This window comes from Xylophilus sp. GW821-FHT01B05 (assembly GCA_038961845.1).
GTDB lineage: Bacteria > Pseudomonadota > Gammaproteobacteria > Burkholderiales > Burkholderiaceae_C > Xylophilus.
In genome coordinates this window covers 1192858-1207017 of sequence record CP152408.1, presented here as the reverse complement: position 1 = coordinate 1207017, position 14160 = coordinate 1192858, and the positions used below count along the sequence as shown (strand labels likewise).

Annotated in this window: 15 protein-coding genes and 1 pseudogene; 10 read left to right on the top strand and 6 right to left on the bottom strand. The window is 68.6% G+C overall.

Annotated elements, in window-relative coordinates; all coding sequences use genetic code 11:
- Window positions 1-36: 36 nt before the first annotated feature.
- From AAFF27_05660 to AAFF27_05620, 9 genes are all read left to right on the top strand, one after another.
- Window positions 37-1452 carry an efflux transporter outer membrane subunit gene (locus tag AAFF27_05660; GenBank protein ID XAH24679.1) on the top strand — a complete coding sequence of 472 codons (1416 nt, stop codon included), beginning with the start codon at window positions 37-39 and terminating at the stop codon, window positions 1450-1452.
- A complete protein-coding gene (locus AAFF27_05655) occupies window positions 1449-2582 on the top strand; it encodes an ABC transporter permease (protein ID XAH24678.1) in 1134 nt (377 codons plus the stop codon). Before AAFF27_05660 ends, AAFF27_05655 begins: the two co-directional genes overlap by 4 nt.
- Window positions 2579-3331: an ABC transporter ATP-binding protein gene (locus tag AAFF27_05650; GenBank protein ID XAH24677.1), complete on the top strand. Its 753-nt coding sequence runs from the start codon at window positions 2579-2581 to the stop codon at window positions 3329-3331. The genes AAFF27_05655 and AAFF27_05650 overlap by 4 nt, the downstream gene beginning before the upstream one ends.
- Window positions 3328-4284, top strand: coding sequence for an HlyD family efflux transporter periplasmic adaptor subunit (locus tag AAFF27_05645; protein XAH24676.1), 957 nt, complete (start codon window positions 3328-3330; stop codon window positions 4282-4284). Before AAFF27_05650 ends, AAFF27_05645 begins: the two co-directional genes overlap by 4 nt.
- A gap of 85 nt (window positions 4285-4369) precedes the next feature.
- The gene (locus AAFF27_05640) at window positions 4370-5059 is read left to right on the top strand and encodes an MtnX-like HAD-IB family phosphatase (protein XAH26165.1); all 690 of its coding nucleotides are present in this window, start codon (window positions 4370-4372) and stop codon (window positions 5057-5059) included.
- Window positions 5056-5940: an alpha/beta hydrolase gene (locus tag AAFF27_05635; protein ID XAH24675.1), complete on the top strand. Its 885-nt coding sequence runs from the start codon at window positions 5056-5058 to the stop codon at window positions 5938-5940. Before AAFF27_05640 ends, AAFF27_05635 begins: the two co-directional genes overlap by 4 nt.
- On the top strand, window positions 5933-6301 hold the full coding sequence (locus tag AAFF27_05630) for an EamA family transporter (protein XAH24674.1): 369 nt from the start codon (window positions 5933-5935) through the stop codon (window positions 6299-6301). The genes AAFF27_05635 and AAFF27_05630 overlap by 8 nt, the downstream gene beginning before the upstream one ends.
- A gap of 1 nt (window position 6302) precedes the next feature.
- Window positions 6303-6758, top strand: a complete 456-nt coding sequence (locus tag AAFF27_05625) for an EamA family transporter (GenBank protein XAH24673.1) — start codon at window positions 6303-6305, stop codon at window positions 6756-6758.
- On the top strand, window positions 6748-7971 hold the full coding sequence (locus tag AAFF27_05620; protein ID XAH24672.1) for a DegT/DnrJ/EryC1/StrS family aminotransferase: 1224 nt from the start codon (window positions 6748-6750) through the stop codon (window positions 7969-7971). The genes AAFF27_05625 and AAFF27_05620 overlap by 11 nt, the downstream gene beginning before the upstream one ends.
- Here the strand turns inward: AAFF27_05620 and AAFF27_05615 are convergent.
- Window positions 7958-8299 carry a helix-turn-helix domain-containing protein gene (locus tag AAFF27_05615; protein XAH24671.1) on the bottom strand — a complete coding sequence of 114 codons (342 nt, stop codon included), beginning with the start codon at window positions 8297-8299 and terminating at the stop codon, window positions 7958-7960. The two genes, AAFF27_05620 and AAFF27_05615, sit on opposite strands and share 14 nt — an antisense overlap.
- A 150-nt stretch (window positions 8300-8449) precedes the next feature.
- Here AAFF27_05615 and gstA point away from each other — a divergent pair, with 150 nt between their 5' ends.
- The gene (gene gstA / locus AAFF27_05610) at window positions 8450-9082 is read left to right on the top strand and encodes a glutathione transferase GstA (GenBank protein ID XAH24670.1); all 633 of its coding nucleotides are present in this window, start codon (window positions 8450-8452) and stop codon (window positions 9080-9082) included.
- Window positions 9083-9202: 120 nt separating this feature from the next.
- Here the strand turns inward: gstA and AAFF27_05605 are convergent.
- The 5 genes and pseudogenes from AAFF27_05605 to AAFF27_05585 form a co-directional block, all read right to left on the bottom strand.
- Window positions 9203-9328, bottom strand: a pseudogene (locus tag AAFF27_05605) (ATP-binding cassette domain-containing protein).
- Complete coding sequence (locus AAFF27_05600; protein ID XAH24669.1) at window positions 9322-9927, bottom strand: hypothetical protein; 606 nt, start codon at window positions 9925-9927, stop codon at window positions 9322-9324. The pseudogene AAFF27_05605 and the gene AAFF27_05600 overlap by 7 nt, the downstream one beginning before the upstream one ends.
- A 51-nt stretch (window positions 9928-9978) precedes the next feature.
- Window positions 9979-11097, bottom strand: a complete 1119-nt coding sequence (locus AAFF27_05595; GenBank protein ID XAH24668.1) for a serine hydrolase domain-containing protein — start codon at window positions 11095-11097, stop codon at window positions 9979-9981.
- Window positions 11098-11119: 22 nt separating this feature from the next.
- Window positions 11120-11626: a TlpA disulfide reductase family protein gene (locus AAFF27_05590; GenBank protein XAH24667.1), complete on the bottom strand. Its 507-nt coding sequence runs from the start codon at window positions 11624-11626 to the stop codon at window positions 11120-11122.
- Entirely contained in the window at window positions 11601-13805 is a 2205-nt protein-coding gene (locus AAFF27_05585) for a TonB-dependent receptor (GenBank protein ID XAH24666.1), read from the bottom strand. Before AAFF27_05585 ends, AAFF27_05590 begins: the two co-directional genes overlap by 26 nt.
- Window positions 13806-14160: the final 355 nt, after the last annotated feature.

Here is a 14160-nt window from a genome sequence, read left to right as displayed (position 1 = left end):
CAATGTAAACGTCCGGTACACCCGGCCTACCCATTGATGCGCCGCCCTCTCCTTCCGCCCCGTTCCCTGCCCGCCCTGCGACTGTCGGCGCTCTCCGTGCTGATGCTGGCGGGCTGCGCCGCGCCGCCCGTGCCACCGTTGCCGCAAGATGTGCCGGCCGCGTGGTCCAGCCCCGCCGCCACAGCGGGCGTGCCCGCCCCTGACCTGCGCAACTGGTGGAAGACCCTGAACGATCCGGCACTGGACGCACTGGTGGACGAGGCGCTGCAACAGAACCTGCAGCTCGCCCGCGCCCGCAGCCAGCTGCGCCAGGCGCGCCTGCTGGCCGGCACCGCCGATGCCCGCTACCTGCCCATTCTTAGCGCCGGAGAGCGCCCGGTGCAGGACGTAGCGGCGGTCGACACCTACCTGCACGCCAGCGTGGACGCGGTCTGGGAGTTGGGCCTGTTCGGCGCGCGCGAAAGCAACCTGCGTATCGGCCAGGCCCGGCTCGATGCCGCGGTGCAGACCGAGCAGGCCGCCCGCGTCTCGGTGGTGGCCGAGGTGGTGCGGCGCTATATCGAACTGCGTGCCGCGCAGCGGCAGGTGGCGCTGCTGCAGGATATGGCGGCGCTGGATGAGCGCGCCATTGCGCTCGCCGGTGTGCGCCTGCGCAGCCGCCTGGCGGCCCCCGACGAAGAAGCGCAACTGCGCTTGCGGCAGATCCAGACCGCCGCGCAGCGCAGCGCGCCACAGCAGGCCATCGTGCAGGCGGCGCGCGCATTGGCGGTGCTCACCAGCCGCAACGCGCCGGCGCCGGAATGGCTCGTAGCCGCGCCGCAGCCCGTGCTGGGGCCGGTCGCCCCCGGCGGCGTGCCGGCCGACCTGCTGCGGGTGCGCCCCGACATCCGCGAAGCCGAGGCCGAGGTGCTCAAGGCCGCCGGCGAAATGGGCATGGCCCAGGCCGAGCTGTACCCGCGGCTCTCGCTGGGCGCTTCTTACCTCTATTCCTACAACCTGACGCAGAACCGCCGCAGCAGCTCGGACCGCATCCAGGGCATCGGCCCGATCATCGACATCCCGCTGTTCGACTGGGGCCGGCGCCATGCGCAGGCCGATGCGCAGAAAGAAGCCCTGAGCGAGTCGCTGCTGGCCTACCGCCAGACCGTGCTCGATGCCGTGGCCGAGACCGAGATCGCCCTGTCCCTGCTGGACCTGCAGCAGCAGCGCGAAGCCCGCTTGCACGAAGCCGGCGAGCTGCTGCAGCGCCGCCTGGCCGCCAAGGACACGCTGGTGCGCCTGGGCCTGTCCAGCGACTTCGAGCGCCTGGGCGAGCAGCGCGCGCAATTGCAGGCGCAACTGGAGCTGGCCGACGCCCAGGCCAGCCGCGTGCTGGCCTTTGTCGCGCTCTACAAATCGCTGGGCGGCGCACCGTTGCCGACTGAGGCCACGGTGGCAGAGGCCAAGCCGTGATTCCACTGGCACGCAAGACCCTTGTTTACGAATGGCGCCGCTTCATGCCGGCGGTGTTCGCCGTGGGCTTCTCGGGCGTGCTGCTGGTGGTGCAGGCGGCGCTGGTGCTGGGCATCTTTGGCAGCGCCGCGGTGTCGGTTACCGCCTCGTCGGCTGATCTGTGGGCCGGCTACCCCGGCACGCAAAGCGTGAATTTTGGCCGCCCGATCCGCGCCGATGTAGAGATGCGCCTGCGCCTGGACCCGGACGTGGCCGAGGTCGAGCCCTACCTCTGGGTGGAAGGCGACTGGCATGCGGCCCAGCGCGGCGCGGGCGGGGTGTCGGTGTTTGTCTCCGGCATTCGCACCGAGCCCGGCACGATGATGTTCTCGGCGGTACTGCCCGATGCGCTGCGCCAGCAGTTGGCCGAGCCCGGTGCGGTGGTGGTCGACCAGTCCGACCTGGGTCCGCTCGGTACCGCCGCAGGCGGTCAGGCCTGGGTCAATGGCCGGCAGGTGCACGTGATCGCCGCCGTGACCGGCCTGCGCGCGCTGGGCGGCGTCAACGTGCTGGCCTCGCTCGACACCGCCCGTACGCTGGCCGGCAGCGATCTGGCGGCTGGCAGCACCTACTTCGTGGCGCGCCTGCGCGACCCGGCACTGGCCGAGACCGTGCGCGACCGGCTCAACGCCGAGCGCGCCTTCGGCCCGTTCGAGGTCTGGACCGCCGGGCAGTTCGCCTGGCGCTCGCAGCACTACTGGATGCTCGACACCGGTGCCGGCGTGGCCGTGCTATTCATGGCGCTGATCGTCTGCCTGGTCGGTGCCGTCATCACCAGCCAGTCGCTGATGGCGGTGGTGGCCGGCTCTTCGCGCGAATACGCGGTGCTGCATGCGCTGGGTGCCAGCATGGCTTCGCTGGCCCGGGTGGTGGTGGAGCAGGCCTGCTGGATCGGCGGCCTGGGCCTGCTGCTGGCGGCCGGCGTCAGCACGGCGCTGCTGTGGTTCGCCGCCGGGCAGAACGTGCCGGTGGCCATGAACCTGCAGGCCGCGCTGCTGTGCATGGTGCTGGTGGCCGCGCTGGCGCTGCTGTCGGGCCTGATCGCTATCCGTGGCCTGCTACGCGCTGACCCCGCAGTGTTGCTGAGATGAATGCCCCTCTCCCCATCGCCGGCCCGACCCTGGAAGCCGAGGCCGTGAGCAAGTCCTTCCTTTCCGGCGTGGTGCGGGTGCAGGTGCTGCAGTCGCTGTCGGTGGCGGTGTATCCGGGTGAGCTGACGCTGATCTCCGGCCCTTCCGGCTGCGGCAAGAGCACGCTGTTGTCACTGCTGTCAGGCCTGCAGTCGCCTGATGGCGGGCGCGTGCGGGCGCTGGGCGAAGACCTGGCCAGCAAGGACAAGCGTGCGCTGGAGCGCTTCCGGCTGCACCACACCGGCTTTGTGTTCCAGGGCTTCAACCTGTTTCCAGCGCTCACCGCCAAAGAGCAGGTGCAACTGCCGCTGGGCTACCTGGGCATAGGCCGGCGCCAGTCGGCCGAGCGCGCCATGCAGGTACTTGAAGAGGTGGGCATGACCCACCGCGCCGACATGCGCCCGGCCCAGCTCTCTGGCGGCGAGAAGCAGCGCGTGGCGATTGCCCGCGCGCTGGCCAAACAGCCGCAACTGCTGTTCGCCGACGAACCCACCAGCGCGCTGGATGCCGAGAACGGCCAGCGCGTGATCGACATCCTGCACCGCATTGCGCGATCGCACGGCACCACCGTGCTGTGCGTGAGCCACGACCCGCGCGCCGCGCGCCATGCCGACCGCGTGCTGACCATGGAAGACGGCGTGATCCGCAGCGACTGGCAGCCTTCCAGCCCACGCGCCGCGGGCGCCCCGGCCAAGGAAACCTCTCTATGAAGCAGCTTCATTCCCGGCCACGCCGGATTCCCGCAGCCCTGGCCGCCGGGGCGCTGTTGGCCGCCACGGCCGCAGTGCCGCTGCTGCTGGCCGGCTGCTTCGACAGCAGCGGCAAGCCCTCGGCCAGCGCCATGGCCCAGGCGCATGCGCAGGCAGCGCCCTCCGGCCCCGCCGACGTGGCCATCGCCCGCGGCCGGGTGGAGATCGAGGGCGGCCTGCTCGACGTGATGGCGCAGCAAGACGGCATCGTCGAATCAGTGGCCGTGGCCGAAGGCGCCACGGTGCGCCGCGGCCAAGTGCTGCTGCGCCTGCAGTCCGACACCGCGCGCGGCGAAGTCGCCATGGCCGAAGCCGAGCTGCAGGCGGCGCAAGCGCGCCAGCGGGCCCAGGCCGCCAAGCTGGCGCCGGCACGCCAGTTGAGCCAGCGCCTGACGGAAGCCGCCCAGGCCGGCGCACTCGACCGCCAGCGCGCCGACGAAGCGCTGCAGGCCCAGCAAGAAGCCGCCGCCGCCGCCGCCGTGGCCGAGGCCGACACCAAGGTCGCCGCACAAAAGCTGGCCCAGGCGCGCAACCGCGTCACGCGCCTGGCCCTGACCGCGCCGCAGGACGGCACCGTGCTGCGGCTGCGCGTGCAGCCCGGCAGCGCGGTCGATGCCCAAGGCAGCCGCCCGGTGCTGGTGCTGCTGCCGCAGCGGCCGGTGCTGGTGCGTGCCGAACTCAACGGCAGCTTTGCCCCCCGGGTAAAGGTCGGCATGCGCGCCAGCGTGCACGTAGACGGCGGCCCGGCACTGCCGGCGCGGGTACAGCGCATCAGCCCGGTGTACGTAGCCAGCCGGCTCGACGAAGACCAGGCCGCCCGCGTCGGCGTGCGCGTAGTCGAATGTTTTCTCACCTTTGACCAGCCCTCCAGCCTGCGTATAGGCCAGGAAGTGCGGGTGAACTTCCATGAGTAATGCCATGCATGACATGCAACAGATGCGCCCCGCCACCGCTCGGCGCGCCCGGACCATTCCACTGCACCGCGTGACCGGCAACGCCATGCCAACGCCATCCTCGGCCACCGGCTGGATGGTGCAGAGCGACTTCGACGGCACCATCAGCCTGGAAGACGTGACCGACACCTTGCTGACACGCTTCGGCCAGCCAGGCTGGCAGGCGCTGGAAGACGCCTGGGAGCGCGGCGACATCGGCTCGCGCGAATGCATGACCGGCCAGATCGCGCTGCTCGACATGAGCGCAGAAGAGCTGCGCACGCACCTGGCGACGATCCAGATCGACCCGCACTTTGCCGGCTTTGTGCGCGAGGCGCGGCGCCTGGGCCTGCCGGTGCAGGTGGTGAGCGATGGGCTGGACCACGTGATCCGCACCGTGCTGGGCCTGCATGGCCTGGGCGAACTGCCGGTGATCGCCAACCGCCTGGTGCAGACCGGCCCGCGCAGCTGGCAGTTGCAGTCGCCCTGGGCCAGTGCCGCCTGCAGCCGCGCCAGCGGCAATTGCAAGTGCGAGCGCCTGGCCGAGCAGCAAACGGTGCATGGCCGCGTGCTCTACGTGGGCGACAGCACTTCTGACTTCTGCGTATCGGGCAAGGCCGACTTCGTGCTGGCCAAGTACAAGCTGATCGAGCATTGCCGCAGCCACGGCATTGCGCATGCGCCCTTTACCGACTTCAGCGAGGCCACGGCGCTGATGACGCGCATCGTGACCGCGCGGGAGCGTGTGGCGGCATGAGCCTTTCCGAACAGGTCTGCGTCACGCCACACGAGTTTTTGCTGGAAGGCCACGGCGCGCATGCGCGTACCGGCGTGCTGCTGATCCACGGCATGACCGGCACGCCCAACGAGATGCGGCTGCTGGCCAAGGGCCTGCACAAGCAGGGCTTCACCGTGTACGCGGTGCAGTTGGCCGGCCACTGCGGCACGGTGGACGACCTGGTTGGCACGCGCTGGCGCGACTGGCTGGGCAGCGTGCGCGCGGGCGCTGACCGCTTCGCGCCGCATGTAGACCGGATGGTGGTGGGTGGCTTGTCGATGGGCTCGGTGCTGGCGCTGGCGCTGGCGCAAGAGCGGCCCAGGCAGGTGGCCGGCGTGTGTGCGCTGTCCACCATCTTCCGCTACGACGGCTGGAGCATTCCGGCTTATTCCAAGCTGGCGTTTTTGCTGCCGCTGTTTCGCCTGCTGGGCATTGGCCGGCGCAGCGTCTTCATGGAACAGCCGCCCTACGGCATCAAGGATGAGGCGCTGCGCAAGCGCATCGTGGCGCAGATGCAGTCGGGCGACAGCGCCGCCGCCGGCCTGCCGGGCAACCCGTGGTGGAGCATCCAGGAGATGCGCCGCCTGTCGGCCCACGTGCTGCAGCACCTGGACGATGTGCGTTCGCCCTGCCTGGTGGTGCATGCGCGCGAGGACGATGTATCTGCCGTGGGCAATGCCCACGACATCGTGCGCGGCGTGGCGCACGCCCCGGTTGAGCTGGTGCTGCTGGACGACAGCTACCACATGATCACCATCGACCGCGAGCGCCGCACCGTGATTGCACGCACCGCTGACTTCGTGGCGCGCGTGGCCCAGGGCACGGCCGGCCACCACCGGGAAGCCGTGGCGCATGGCTAGCGAGCTGACGCCGCTGATCATCACGCTGTGGGTGTTGAACGTGCTGGTCGACAGCGGCGGCCAGCTGGCCTTCAAGGCTGCCGCTGGCGACCCGCGCGCCGGCGACGGCCTGGCGCGCTGGAAGTGGATGGCGCGGCGGCCCTGGCTGTGGATAGGCGTTGGCTGCTACGTGGCGGAATTTCTGCTGTGGCTGGCCTTCTTGTCGCTGGTGCCGCTGTCTGAGGGCGTGCTGCTGGGCTCGATCAACATCGTGGCCATCATGGTGGCGGGGCGCTTCTTGTTTGCCGAAAAGCTCTCGCGCATGCGGGTGGCGGGCATTCTGCTGGTGTCGATAGGCGTCGCAATCGTGGGCCTGCACTGACATGAAGCGCTTCTATCTGATCGGCTTCCTGGTGCTGATGGGCTTCGACACGCTGGCCCAGATCAGCTTCAAGTACGCGGGCGCGCAGGCGCTGCCGCTGGAGTTCAGCACCAGTTGGCTGCTGCGCGTGTTCAGCCAGCCCTGGATCTATGGCGCCTTTGTGGGCTACGTGGGCGCTTTCTTCGCGTGGATGACGCTGCTCAAGCACGCGCCCATCGGGCCGGCGTTTGCGGCATCGCACCTGGAAATCGTCTCGGTGCTGCTGCTGTCGGTGTGGCTGTTTGACGAGCGCATTGGCGTGCCGCAGGTGATGGGCGGCTTGTTCATCGTCGCCGGCATCGTCTGCCTGGCCTTGAGCGAAACCGAAGACGACGCGCCCGGCGGCAACCCGGGCGCCGGCTCGGCCAGCGCCAATGCCGCTGCGCTGGCTGGCGACAATGCCAGCCATGGCCGCTAACTTCGACGCCCCGCCCACCGCTGGTTTGCCGCTGCAGGCCGCCGACCTGTGGCCCGGCGGCGATGCGGATCTGGAGGGCGCGCTGGCGCGCTTTCTGGGGGTGGAATCAACGCAGCTCGAATGCTCAGGCACCGCCGCGCTGGTGGTGGCGCTGACCGCGCTCAAGCAGTTGGCGCCCGCGCGCACAGAAGTCATCGTGCCGGCCTACACCTGCCCGCTGGTGGCGCTGGCCGTGGCGCACTGCGGCCTGGCGCTGCGGCTGTGCGACTTGCGGCCTGATTCGCTCGACCTGGACCCCGCCGCCCTGGCCGCGCTGTGCGGCCCGCAGACCCTGGCCGTGCTGCCCACGCACCTGGCCGGGCGCGTGACCGATGTGGCCACGGCCCTGGCCTGCGCCCATGCCGTGGGCGCCTGGGTGATCGAAGACGCGGCCCAGGCGCTGGGCGCGCGCATCGGCGCTGCCGCCGTCGGCCTGCAGGGCGACATTGGCTTCTACAGCCTGGCCGTGGGCAAGGGCCTGACCATCTTCGAAGGCGGCGTGCTGGTGGCGCGCGATGCCGCGCTGCGCGCTGCCTGCCGCGATGCCAGCCGCGCCACCGTGCCCGCCAGTTGGGCCTGGGAGCTGCGCCGCAGCGTGGAGCTGCTGGGCTACGCCGCGCTCTACCGCCCGGCCGGCCTGCGCTGGGCCTATGGCGCGCCGCTGCGCCGGGCACTGGCGCGCGGCGATTGGGTGGATGCGGCGGGCGACGACTTCAGCCTGCGCATTCCCCTGCACCGCCCCGGCCGCTGGCGCCGCGCGGTGGGCGTGCGCGCACTGCAGCGGCTGCCGGCCTTCCTGGCCGATGGCGCAGAACGCGCTGCACGGCGGCTGGCACGGCTGGCGCGCATCCCGGGGATCACCCTGCTGACCGACAGCGCGGCCGGCACCTGGCCGGTGCTGCTGCTGTTGATGCCGGACCAGGCACAGCGCGATGCCGTGCTGCGTGATTACTGGGGCGCCGGCCTGGGCCTGGGCCTGCCCTTTGTGCGCGCCCTGCCCGACTACCCGCAGTACGCCAGCGCCGTGCCGGCAGCCGCAGCGGGCGAGCTGCCCCACGCGCGCGCGCTGGCGGCGCGCCTGCTGGCGGTGAGCAACAGCCCCTGGCTGGACGAGGCGCGGTTTGGGCAGGTGTGCGAGGTGCTGGCTGCTTCGGCGCCGGTCAAGCCTCAATGACCACCGGCGCCTGAGCCCGCTCCTTCAGCCAGAGCCCAAAGTCCATCATCACGCTCACGACGGGCTTCAGGCGCTCGCCGTCGGCCGTGAGGGCGTATTCGACCCGCACCGGGGCGCTGGGGTGCACGGTGCGCTTCACCAGTCCGGCTTCTTCAAGCGCGCGAAGGTCAAGGGTGAGCGACCGCTGTGAGATGCCGGGAACGTCCCGGCGCAGTTCGTTGAAGCGCTTGGGCCCGTCGACCAGGTAAGACACCAGCAGCAGTCGCCAACGCCCACCCAGCAGGCGCATGGATTCTTCGACAGAGCAGCCAGATACGTTCGATTTCATAGCACATCCGGCGGCAAAGCCTGGTCGGTATAGTTTTTTAACCTATGTGCAATTTTATTGCCTTCTTCCATATTTAGCCCTGGTCCGTAGCATCACCACAGGCACTTTGTTTTCTGAAGTGCAACGACCCACAAGCATTGGACAAGCACCTTGAAGCTGTACTACATCCCGGGCGCCTGCTCGCTGTCACCGCATATCGTCGCCAACGAACTTGGCCTGGACATCAGCCTGGTCAAGGTCGACTACAAGACGCACAAGACCGAAGACGGCCGGGATTTTTTTGAACTCAGCCCCTTCGGCTACGTCCCCCTGCTGGAGCTGGATGACGGCACGCTGCTGCGCGAAGGCCCGGCCATCGTCCAGTACCTGGCCGACCTGCAGCCGGCATCCCGCCTGGCCCCCGAAAACGGCAGCATGGCCCGCTATCGCCTGCAGGAGTGGCTGAGCTTCCTGACCTCTGAAGTGCACAAGGGCTACATCCCGCTGCTTTACGCGGTGCTGGCCGGCAAGTACGGCACCGAGACCGCCAAGCCGAAGCTGGAACAGCGCTACGCCTGGATTGACGCGCAACTGGCTGGCCGCGACTACCTGATGGGCGACACCTGCACGGTCGCGGATGCCTACCTGTATTCGCTGACCCAATGGGGCCAGGCCTCGTGGCTGGAGTCGGTCTACAAAGCCAACATCCACTTCGACGGCCTGGAGAACCTGAAGGCCTGGTACCTGCGCATGCGTGAACGGCCGGCGGTACGCAAGGCGCTTGACACAGAAGGCCTAAAGTAAATTTGATAGCTGCATGCCGGCGTGAATCCTGCATTTCAGGCATAAAAGCACCTGAAATGCAGGATTCACCTGGGCTACCAGCTATCAATTAAATAGTCAGCTCCCGGTGGATGCGTGGTGCCGTCCGCTGTCAGGCCGCAGGATGCCGGCCAGGATCTTGATGGTGGTGGACTTGCCCGCGCCGTTGGGCCCGATGAAGCCCAGCAGCTCGCCGCGCTCCAGCGCAAAGGACACGCCGGTCAGCGCCCCACCAAGCTGCTGTAAGCCTGGCGCGTGCCCGGGCTGACCGCGTCCAGCACCTGCGCATACGAGGTCTTGTGCCGCGCCAGCAGCCGCGCCGATGCCACGGCCCTGGAGCGGCAGAACCAGTGGCAGCTGTGCTGCATCAGGAACAGCTCGGCCGACATGGTGAAGGCCTTGTCGCGCGGCGAGCGCTGCTGCTGGTTCTGCGCCACCTCGGCCATGCCGCGCGCATGGATGGCAAAGGCCTGGCGCAGGTCAAAGGTCGCGCTCGGGAACAGCTTGTCGGCAAAGGGCACGGCGAAGGGCAGTGTGCTCACACGCGTGTCCGCCGCATCGAGCTTGGCGAAGTCCACCACGAAGCGCTGGAACTGGCCATTGAGCGCCTCTTCGGTCCCCGCCAGCAAGCCCCAGATCTGCGCGCGGCGATCCGCATCCTGCTCACCCAGGCCGCGCAGATAGCCTTCGGTCAGGTTCTCCATCAGCTTTTCGATTTGGTACTGGCGCAACTGGCTGCCCAGCAACACCACGCGCCGGCGCTGGTCATGCGCCTTGAGCACGCCAAACGCGATGACGACCAAGGTCGCCAGAATGAGAATGTCCATGGATGCGAGAGAAAGCCGGCGTTGAAAGGATCAGGAGTTTAGTGGCCGTTATCAGAGCCCAGCGTAGACCAGGTTGGGCCACAGATCGCACAGGTAGTCGAGCTGCCCCGGCGCCTGCACCAGCAGCATGGCAAACAGCTCTTCCGCCGGATCGACGAAGAACACCGTGCCGCTCATGCCGCTCCAGCTGTACTGGCCGGGCGAGCCCAGGCGCGCGGCCACGCCTTCGCTGCGCCGCACGGCAAAGCCCAGGCCAAAGCCGTAGCCCGGCGGCAGGATGGTGCCGGCCACGGGGATGTCGCCCAGGTGGTCGGCCGTCATCAGCGCAATCGTCTTGCGCCCGGCCAGCCGCACGCCCTGATACGTGCCCTGCCCCAGCATCAGCGACAGAAAGCGCGCGTAGTCGGCGGCAGTGGATACCAGCCCGCCGCCGGCAGGCTCCAGCGGCACTGGCGCGCGCACGTCGTTCAGCGTTACGGCGGCGCCGGTCAGCGGGTTTTGGGCAAAGGGCTCGGCCAGGCGGCTGTGGCTGGCCTCGGGTACGTAAAAACCGGTATCGACCATGCCCAGCGGGCCCAGCACCATGCGCTGCAGCAGCGCGCCCAGCGGCTCGTTGCAGACGGCCTCCAGCACCATGCCCAGCACATCGGTGGCGCGGCTGTATTCCCAGGCGCTGCCGGGTTGGCGCGCCAGCGGCAGCGGGCCCAGCGCGGCGGCGGTCTGGGCATTGGTGAGGCCGCGCGAGCCTATGCGCGCGGCGCGGTAGGCGTCGGCAATGGGGCCTTCTTCCCAGCCGTAGCTCAGGCCCGCGGTGTGGCGCAACAGGTCTTGCACCGTGGCCTCGCGCTGCACCGGCTCCAGCCCGCCTGCGGTCAGCACCTGCTGATTGCGAAAGGCCGGCAGCCAGCGCGATACCGGCTGCGTGAGCAGCAGCCGTCCCTGCTCCACCAGCATCATCGCGGCCAGCGAGACGATGGGCTTGGTCATGGAATAGATGCGAAAGATGCTGTCTGGCGCCATCGCCTCCGCACCCGGCGCCCGCGCGCCAAAGGCTTCGAAAAATGGGGTGGCGCCGCGGTGCTGGATGTAGGCCACCGCACCCGGCAGCAGGCCGTCGTCGATGTGGGTTTGCAGGGTGGCGCGGAGGTGGTGGAGTGCGGCGTCGTGCATGGTGGCGCCACGATAGCGCAAGTCAGCGACAGGCTTGGCGCAGCCGCTGCAGGTCGGCCTCTGACACCTCGCCGGTCTGCGCATGGCAGATGCGCCCGCCATGCACGGCAACACTGAAGGGCAAGGCCCCGCTGCGGTTGCCGGCCGCGCGCATCAAACCCGCCACGCCGCTGCCCGCACGCAGTGCCGGCAGGCCTATGCCGCGCTGCTGCAGAAAGCGCCGCGCATCGGCCGGCGCGTCGGTAGACACCAGCAGCACGGCCCAGTCCGAATGGGCTTGCGCAAACTGCTGCAAGCGCGGCAGTTCGGCCACGCAGGGCGGGCAATCGCGCCCCCAGAAGTTGACCAGCACCGGGCCGGCAAAGTCCGCCGGGCCCAGGAAGCGGTCACCATCCAGCGTGGGCAGCGCAAAGGTCCAGCTACCGCGCTCGGCCGCAGACACGCCTGCGGCCGAGGCCAGCCAGAGCGCGCCTGCGCGCAGCAGTTGGCGCCGCGCCGCCGATTCAGAAGGACAGCTTGGCGCCCGCATAGATGTATCGCCCCCGGCTCGGGCCCCAGACATGGGTCACGTCATAGCCGCCCTGGGCATCGACCCACAGCGGGCTTTCCTTGTCGGTCTGCTGGTAGTCGAACAGGTTGTCCACACCGCCAAACACTGACAGGTTGCGGTTGACGGCGTATTGCAGGCGCGCATCGACGGTGGCGAAGGTGGGGCTCTTGCTGCGTTTGGGAGTGCCGTCGAAGTTGAAGCGGTTCTGGCTGCCGCTGCCGTCGTCATGGAACTTGTTCAGGTCCATTGGCCCGGTGATGGACAGGCGCGCCGTCAGTTCCCACGGGCCGCGGTCGTAGTCCACGCTGACAAAGGCGCGCGCCTTGGGCCGCGCGAAGATCAGCGTGCCGGCCGGGAAGCTGTAGCGGTACAGCTCGCCGCCCACCGACAAGGCCAGCGCCGGCGTGATCAGGTAGGACGAATTGATGTCCACGCCCTGCACCGTCACCGGCTGGCTGGTGCTGGTAAAGACCGTGATCGGGTTGCCATTGGCATCGACCTGGCTAGCGTCCAGCAGCGCGAAGTTCTTGATGCGGTTGTAGTTGTACGAGCTGGTGACGGCCAGGCGCTCGTCGGCGTAGCTGAGCGCATAGGCCAGGTTGTGCGACACCTCGGGCTTGGTGATGCGCCGCTCTATGCGCACCGTATCGAGAATGCCGTGGTCCTGCTCGAAGAAGCTGGTGGGCGCACGAAAGCCCTTGCCCAAGGACAGCCGGCTGGAGAGCAGCTCGGTGTGGTGGTACAGCGCGTTGATGCGCGGCGACGTGATGCCGCCATAGACGTTGTGGCGGTCATGGCGCAGCGAGCCGTTCAGCTCCAGCTTGTCGTCCCACAGCGTGCGGTAGGCCTGCAGGAACAGGCCCGGCACCCGGTAGGTGTAGTTGTCGATGCCGTTCACCGCAATGCCGTTGGCGGTGGCGCCGCTGCTGCGCAGGTCCTCGTAGCGGTAGTTGCTGCCTGCCGTCAGCAGCCAGGCATCGACCGGCATTTGGTAGCTGGCCTCGGCGTAGTACTGCGACTGGCGCGCCTTGTAGTCGGCAAACTCGTAGAAGCTGTCTTGCCGGTGCTCGGCCGCGCCAAAGGCCAGCCGCAGCTTGCCCGGGCCGGTCTGTCGCTCGCCCGAGGTCACGATCTGCTGCCGCTGGGTGTGGATGTATTCAGAGAAGCCGCGCCGGCCCAGGTTGTAGGGAATGAAGGCGCCGGTGCTGGGCTTGATCCAGCCACTCGCCAGCGGCGAGCCATTTGGCCCGGCGCTGAAATCAAACGGGCTGCCGCTGGTATCGGCCGCTACCGCCGCGGGCTGGCGGAAGGTCTCCAGCGCGCCGCCACCGCGTTTCTCGTCCACCAGATCCAGCCGGCCGCGCAGCTTGAAGCCACCCGCGTCATCCACGAACCAGCCCAGGCCGGCGATGCGGCGGTCGTAGCCGGTGTATTCGCTGATGCCGTCGCCGTTGCCATCCACCGCGTCGTGCCGGTTGTAGTGCAGCGATGCGGTAAACGCGCCGCCGTCCAGCGGCTTGGCCAGATAGACATCGCCCTGGCGCGAGCCATAGCTGCCGGCCTGCGTGCGCAGTTGCGCCTCGGGCAAGGTCGGGCGCTTGGTCACGATGTTGACGGTACCGGCCAGCGCCTCAGGCGCGATCAGGCTGGCACCGGCGCCGCGCGCCACGTCGATGCGCTCCAGGCCATAGACGCTGACGCTGTCCAGCCCATAGGCCGAAGACACTGACGAATAGATCGGAATGCCGTCGATCAGCAGCGTGGTGTAGCGCCCCGGCAGGTTGTTGAGCAGCACGTTGCGCACATTGCAGATCGAGCATTCGACCTGCACCGAGATGCCGGGGTTCTTGTCTACGGCCTCGTTGATATTGGTGGCGCCGGAGCGCTCGATGGCGCGCGCGCTGATGGATTCGGTGCGCACGATCTCGTCGCGCAGCGCACCTTGCCGCATGCCGGCCTGGTTGCTGCGACTCTCGACCGTTACGGCGCGCAGCGAGCGGGTCTCGTCCACTTCCGGCTGCGGCTGTGCTTGCAGCAGGGGCGCGGCCAGCGCCAGCGGGGGTACCGCCAGCGACTGCAGCCAGGGGCGCCACCACGGGCTGTGCTTCTTGATCGTCCCCCCATCCTGGCGTGCTGCGACGCCGGCTTCATCCTGCATGCATTCCTCCCGTTGTGTCCTGGCCGCTGTTGGCGCTGGATTTCTTTGGAATATATAGCCTTTGCTATGTTTTGGAGTGATGGCAATGATGGGAGGTGGGGTTTTGCTTTTTCATGGCCGTTTAGATTTCCTGGGCTTGGTTACCTTCGCCGGCGGCGGGTGCCGGGAGTTCGCCCCGGCGGGCGAGTAACTTTCTTTCGCGTCGCCGAAAGAAAGTCACCAAAGAAAGGGCGACCCCGCTGTGGCGGTCCGCTACGCGGACTGCTCTGCGGTGCTCAGAGTCGGCAGGTGGCTGCGGAACTCGCTTCGCTCAAACAGTCCTCGCCATCCGCGCTACGCGCGGCAACCTGCCGAC

What these genes read in the sequence shown, in the direction of transcription:
- AAFF27_05660 (XAH24679.1), top strand. Translation starts at nt 37, where the DNA reads ATGCGCCGCCCTCTCCTTCCGCCCCGTTCCCTGCCCGCCCTGCGACTG.
- AAFF27_05630 (XAH24674.1), top strand. Translation starts at nt 5,933, where the DNA reads ATGGCTAGCGAGCTGACGCCGCTGATCATCACGCTGTGGGTGTTGAAC.
- AAFF27_05595 (XAH24668.1), bottom strand. Translation starts at nt 11,097, where the DNA reads ATGCACGACGCCGCACTCCACCACCTCCGCGCCACCCTGCAAACCCAC.
- AAFF27_05635 (XAH24675.1), top strand. Translation starts at nt 5,056, where the DNA reads ATGAGCCTTTCCGAACAGGTCTGCGTCACGCCACACGAGTTTTTGCTG.
- AAFF27_05645 (XAH24676.1), top strand. Translation starts at nt 3,328, where the DNA reads ATGAAGCAGCTTCATTCCCGGCCACGCCGGATTCCCGCAGCCCTGGCC.
- AAFF27_05625 (XAH24673.1), top strand. Translation starts at nt 6,303, where the DNA reads ATGAAGCGCTTCTATCTGATCGGCTTCCTGGTGCTGATGGGCTTCGAC.
- AAFF27_05650 (XAH24677.1), top strand. Translation starts at nt 2,579, where the DNA reads ATGAATGCCCCTCTCCCCATCGCCGGCCCGACCCTGGAAGCCGAGGCC.
- AAFF27_05615 (XAH24671.1), bottom strand. Translation starts at nt 8,299, where the DNA reads ATGAAATCGAACGTATCTGGCTGCTCTGTCGAAGAATCCATGCGCCTG.
- AAFF27_05620 (XAH24672.1), top strand. Translation starts at nt 6,748, where the DNA reads ATGGCCGCTAACTTCGACGCCCCGCCCACCGCTGGTTTGCCGCTGCAG.
- AAFF27_05600 (XAH24669.1), bottom strand. Translation starts at nt 9,927, where the DNA reads ATGGACATTCTCATTCTGGCGACCTTGGTCGTCATCGCGTTTGGCGTG.
- AAFF27_05590 (XAH24667.1), bottom strand. Translation starts at nt 11,626, where the DNA reads ATGCGGGCGCCAAGCTGTCCTTCTGAATCGGCGGCGCGGCGCCAACTG.
- AAFF27_05585 (XAH24666.1), bottom strand. Translation starts at nt 13,805, where the DNA reads ATGCAGGATGAAGCCGGCGTCGCAGCACGCCAGGATGGGGGGACGATC.
- AAFF27_05640 (XAH26165.1), top strand. Translation starts at nt 4,370, where the DNA reads ATGCCAACGCCATCCTCGGCCACCGGCTGGATGGTGCAGAGCGACTTC.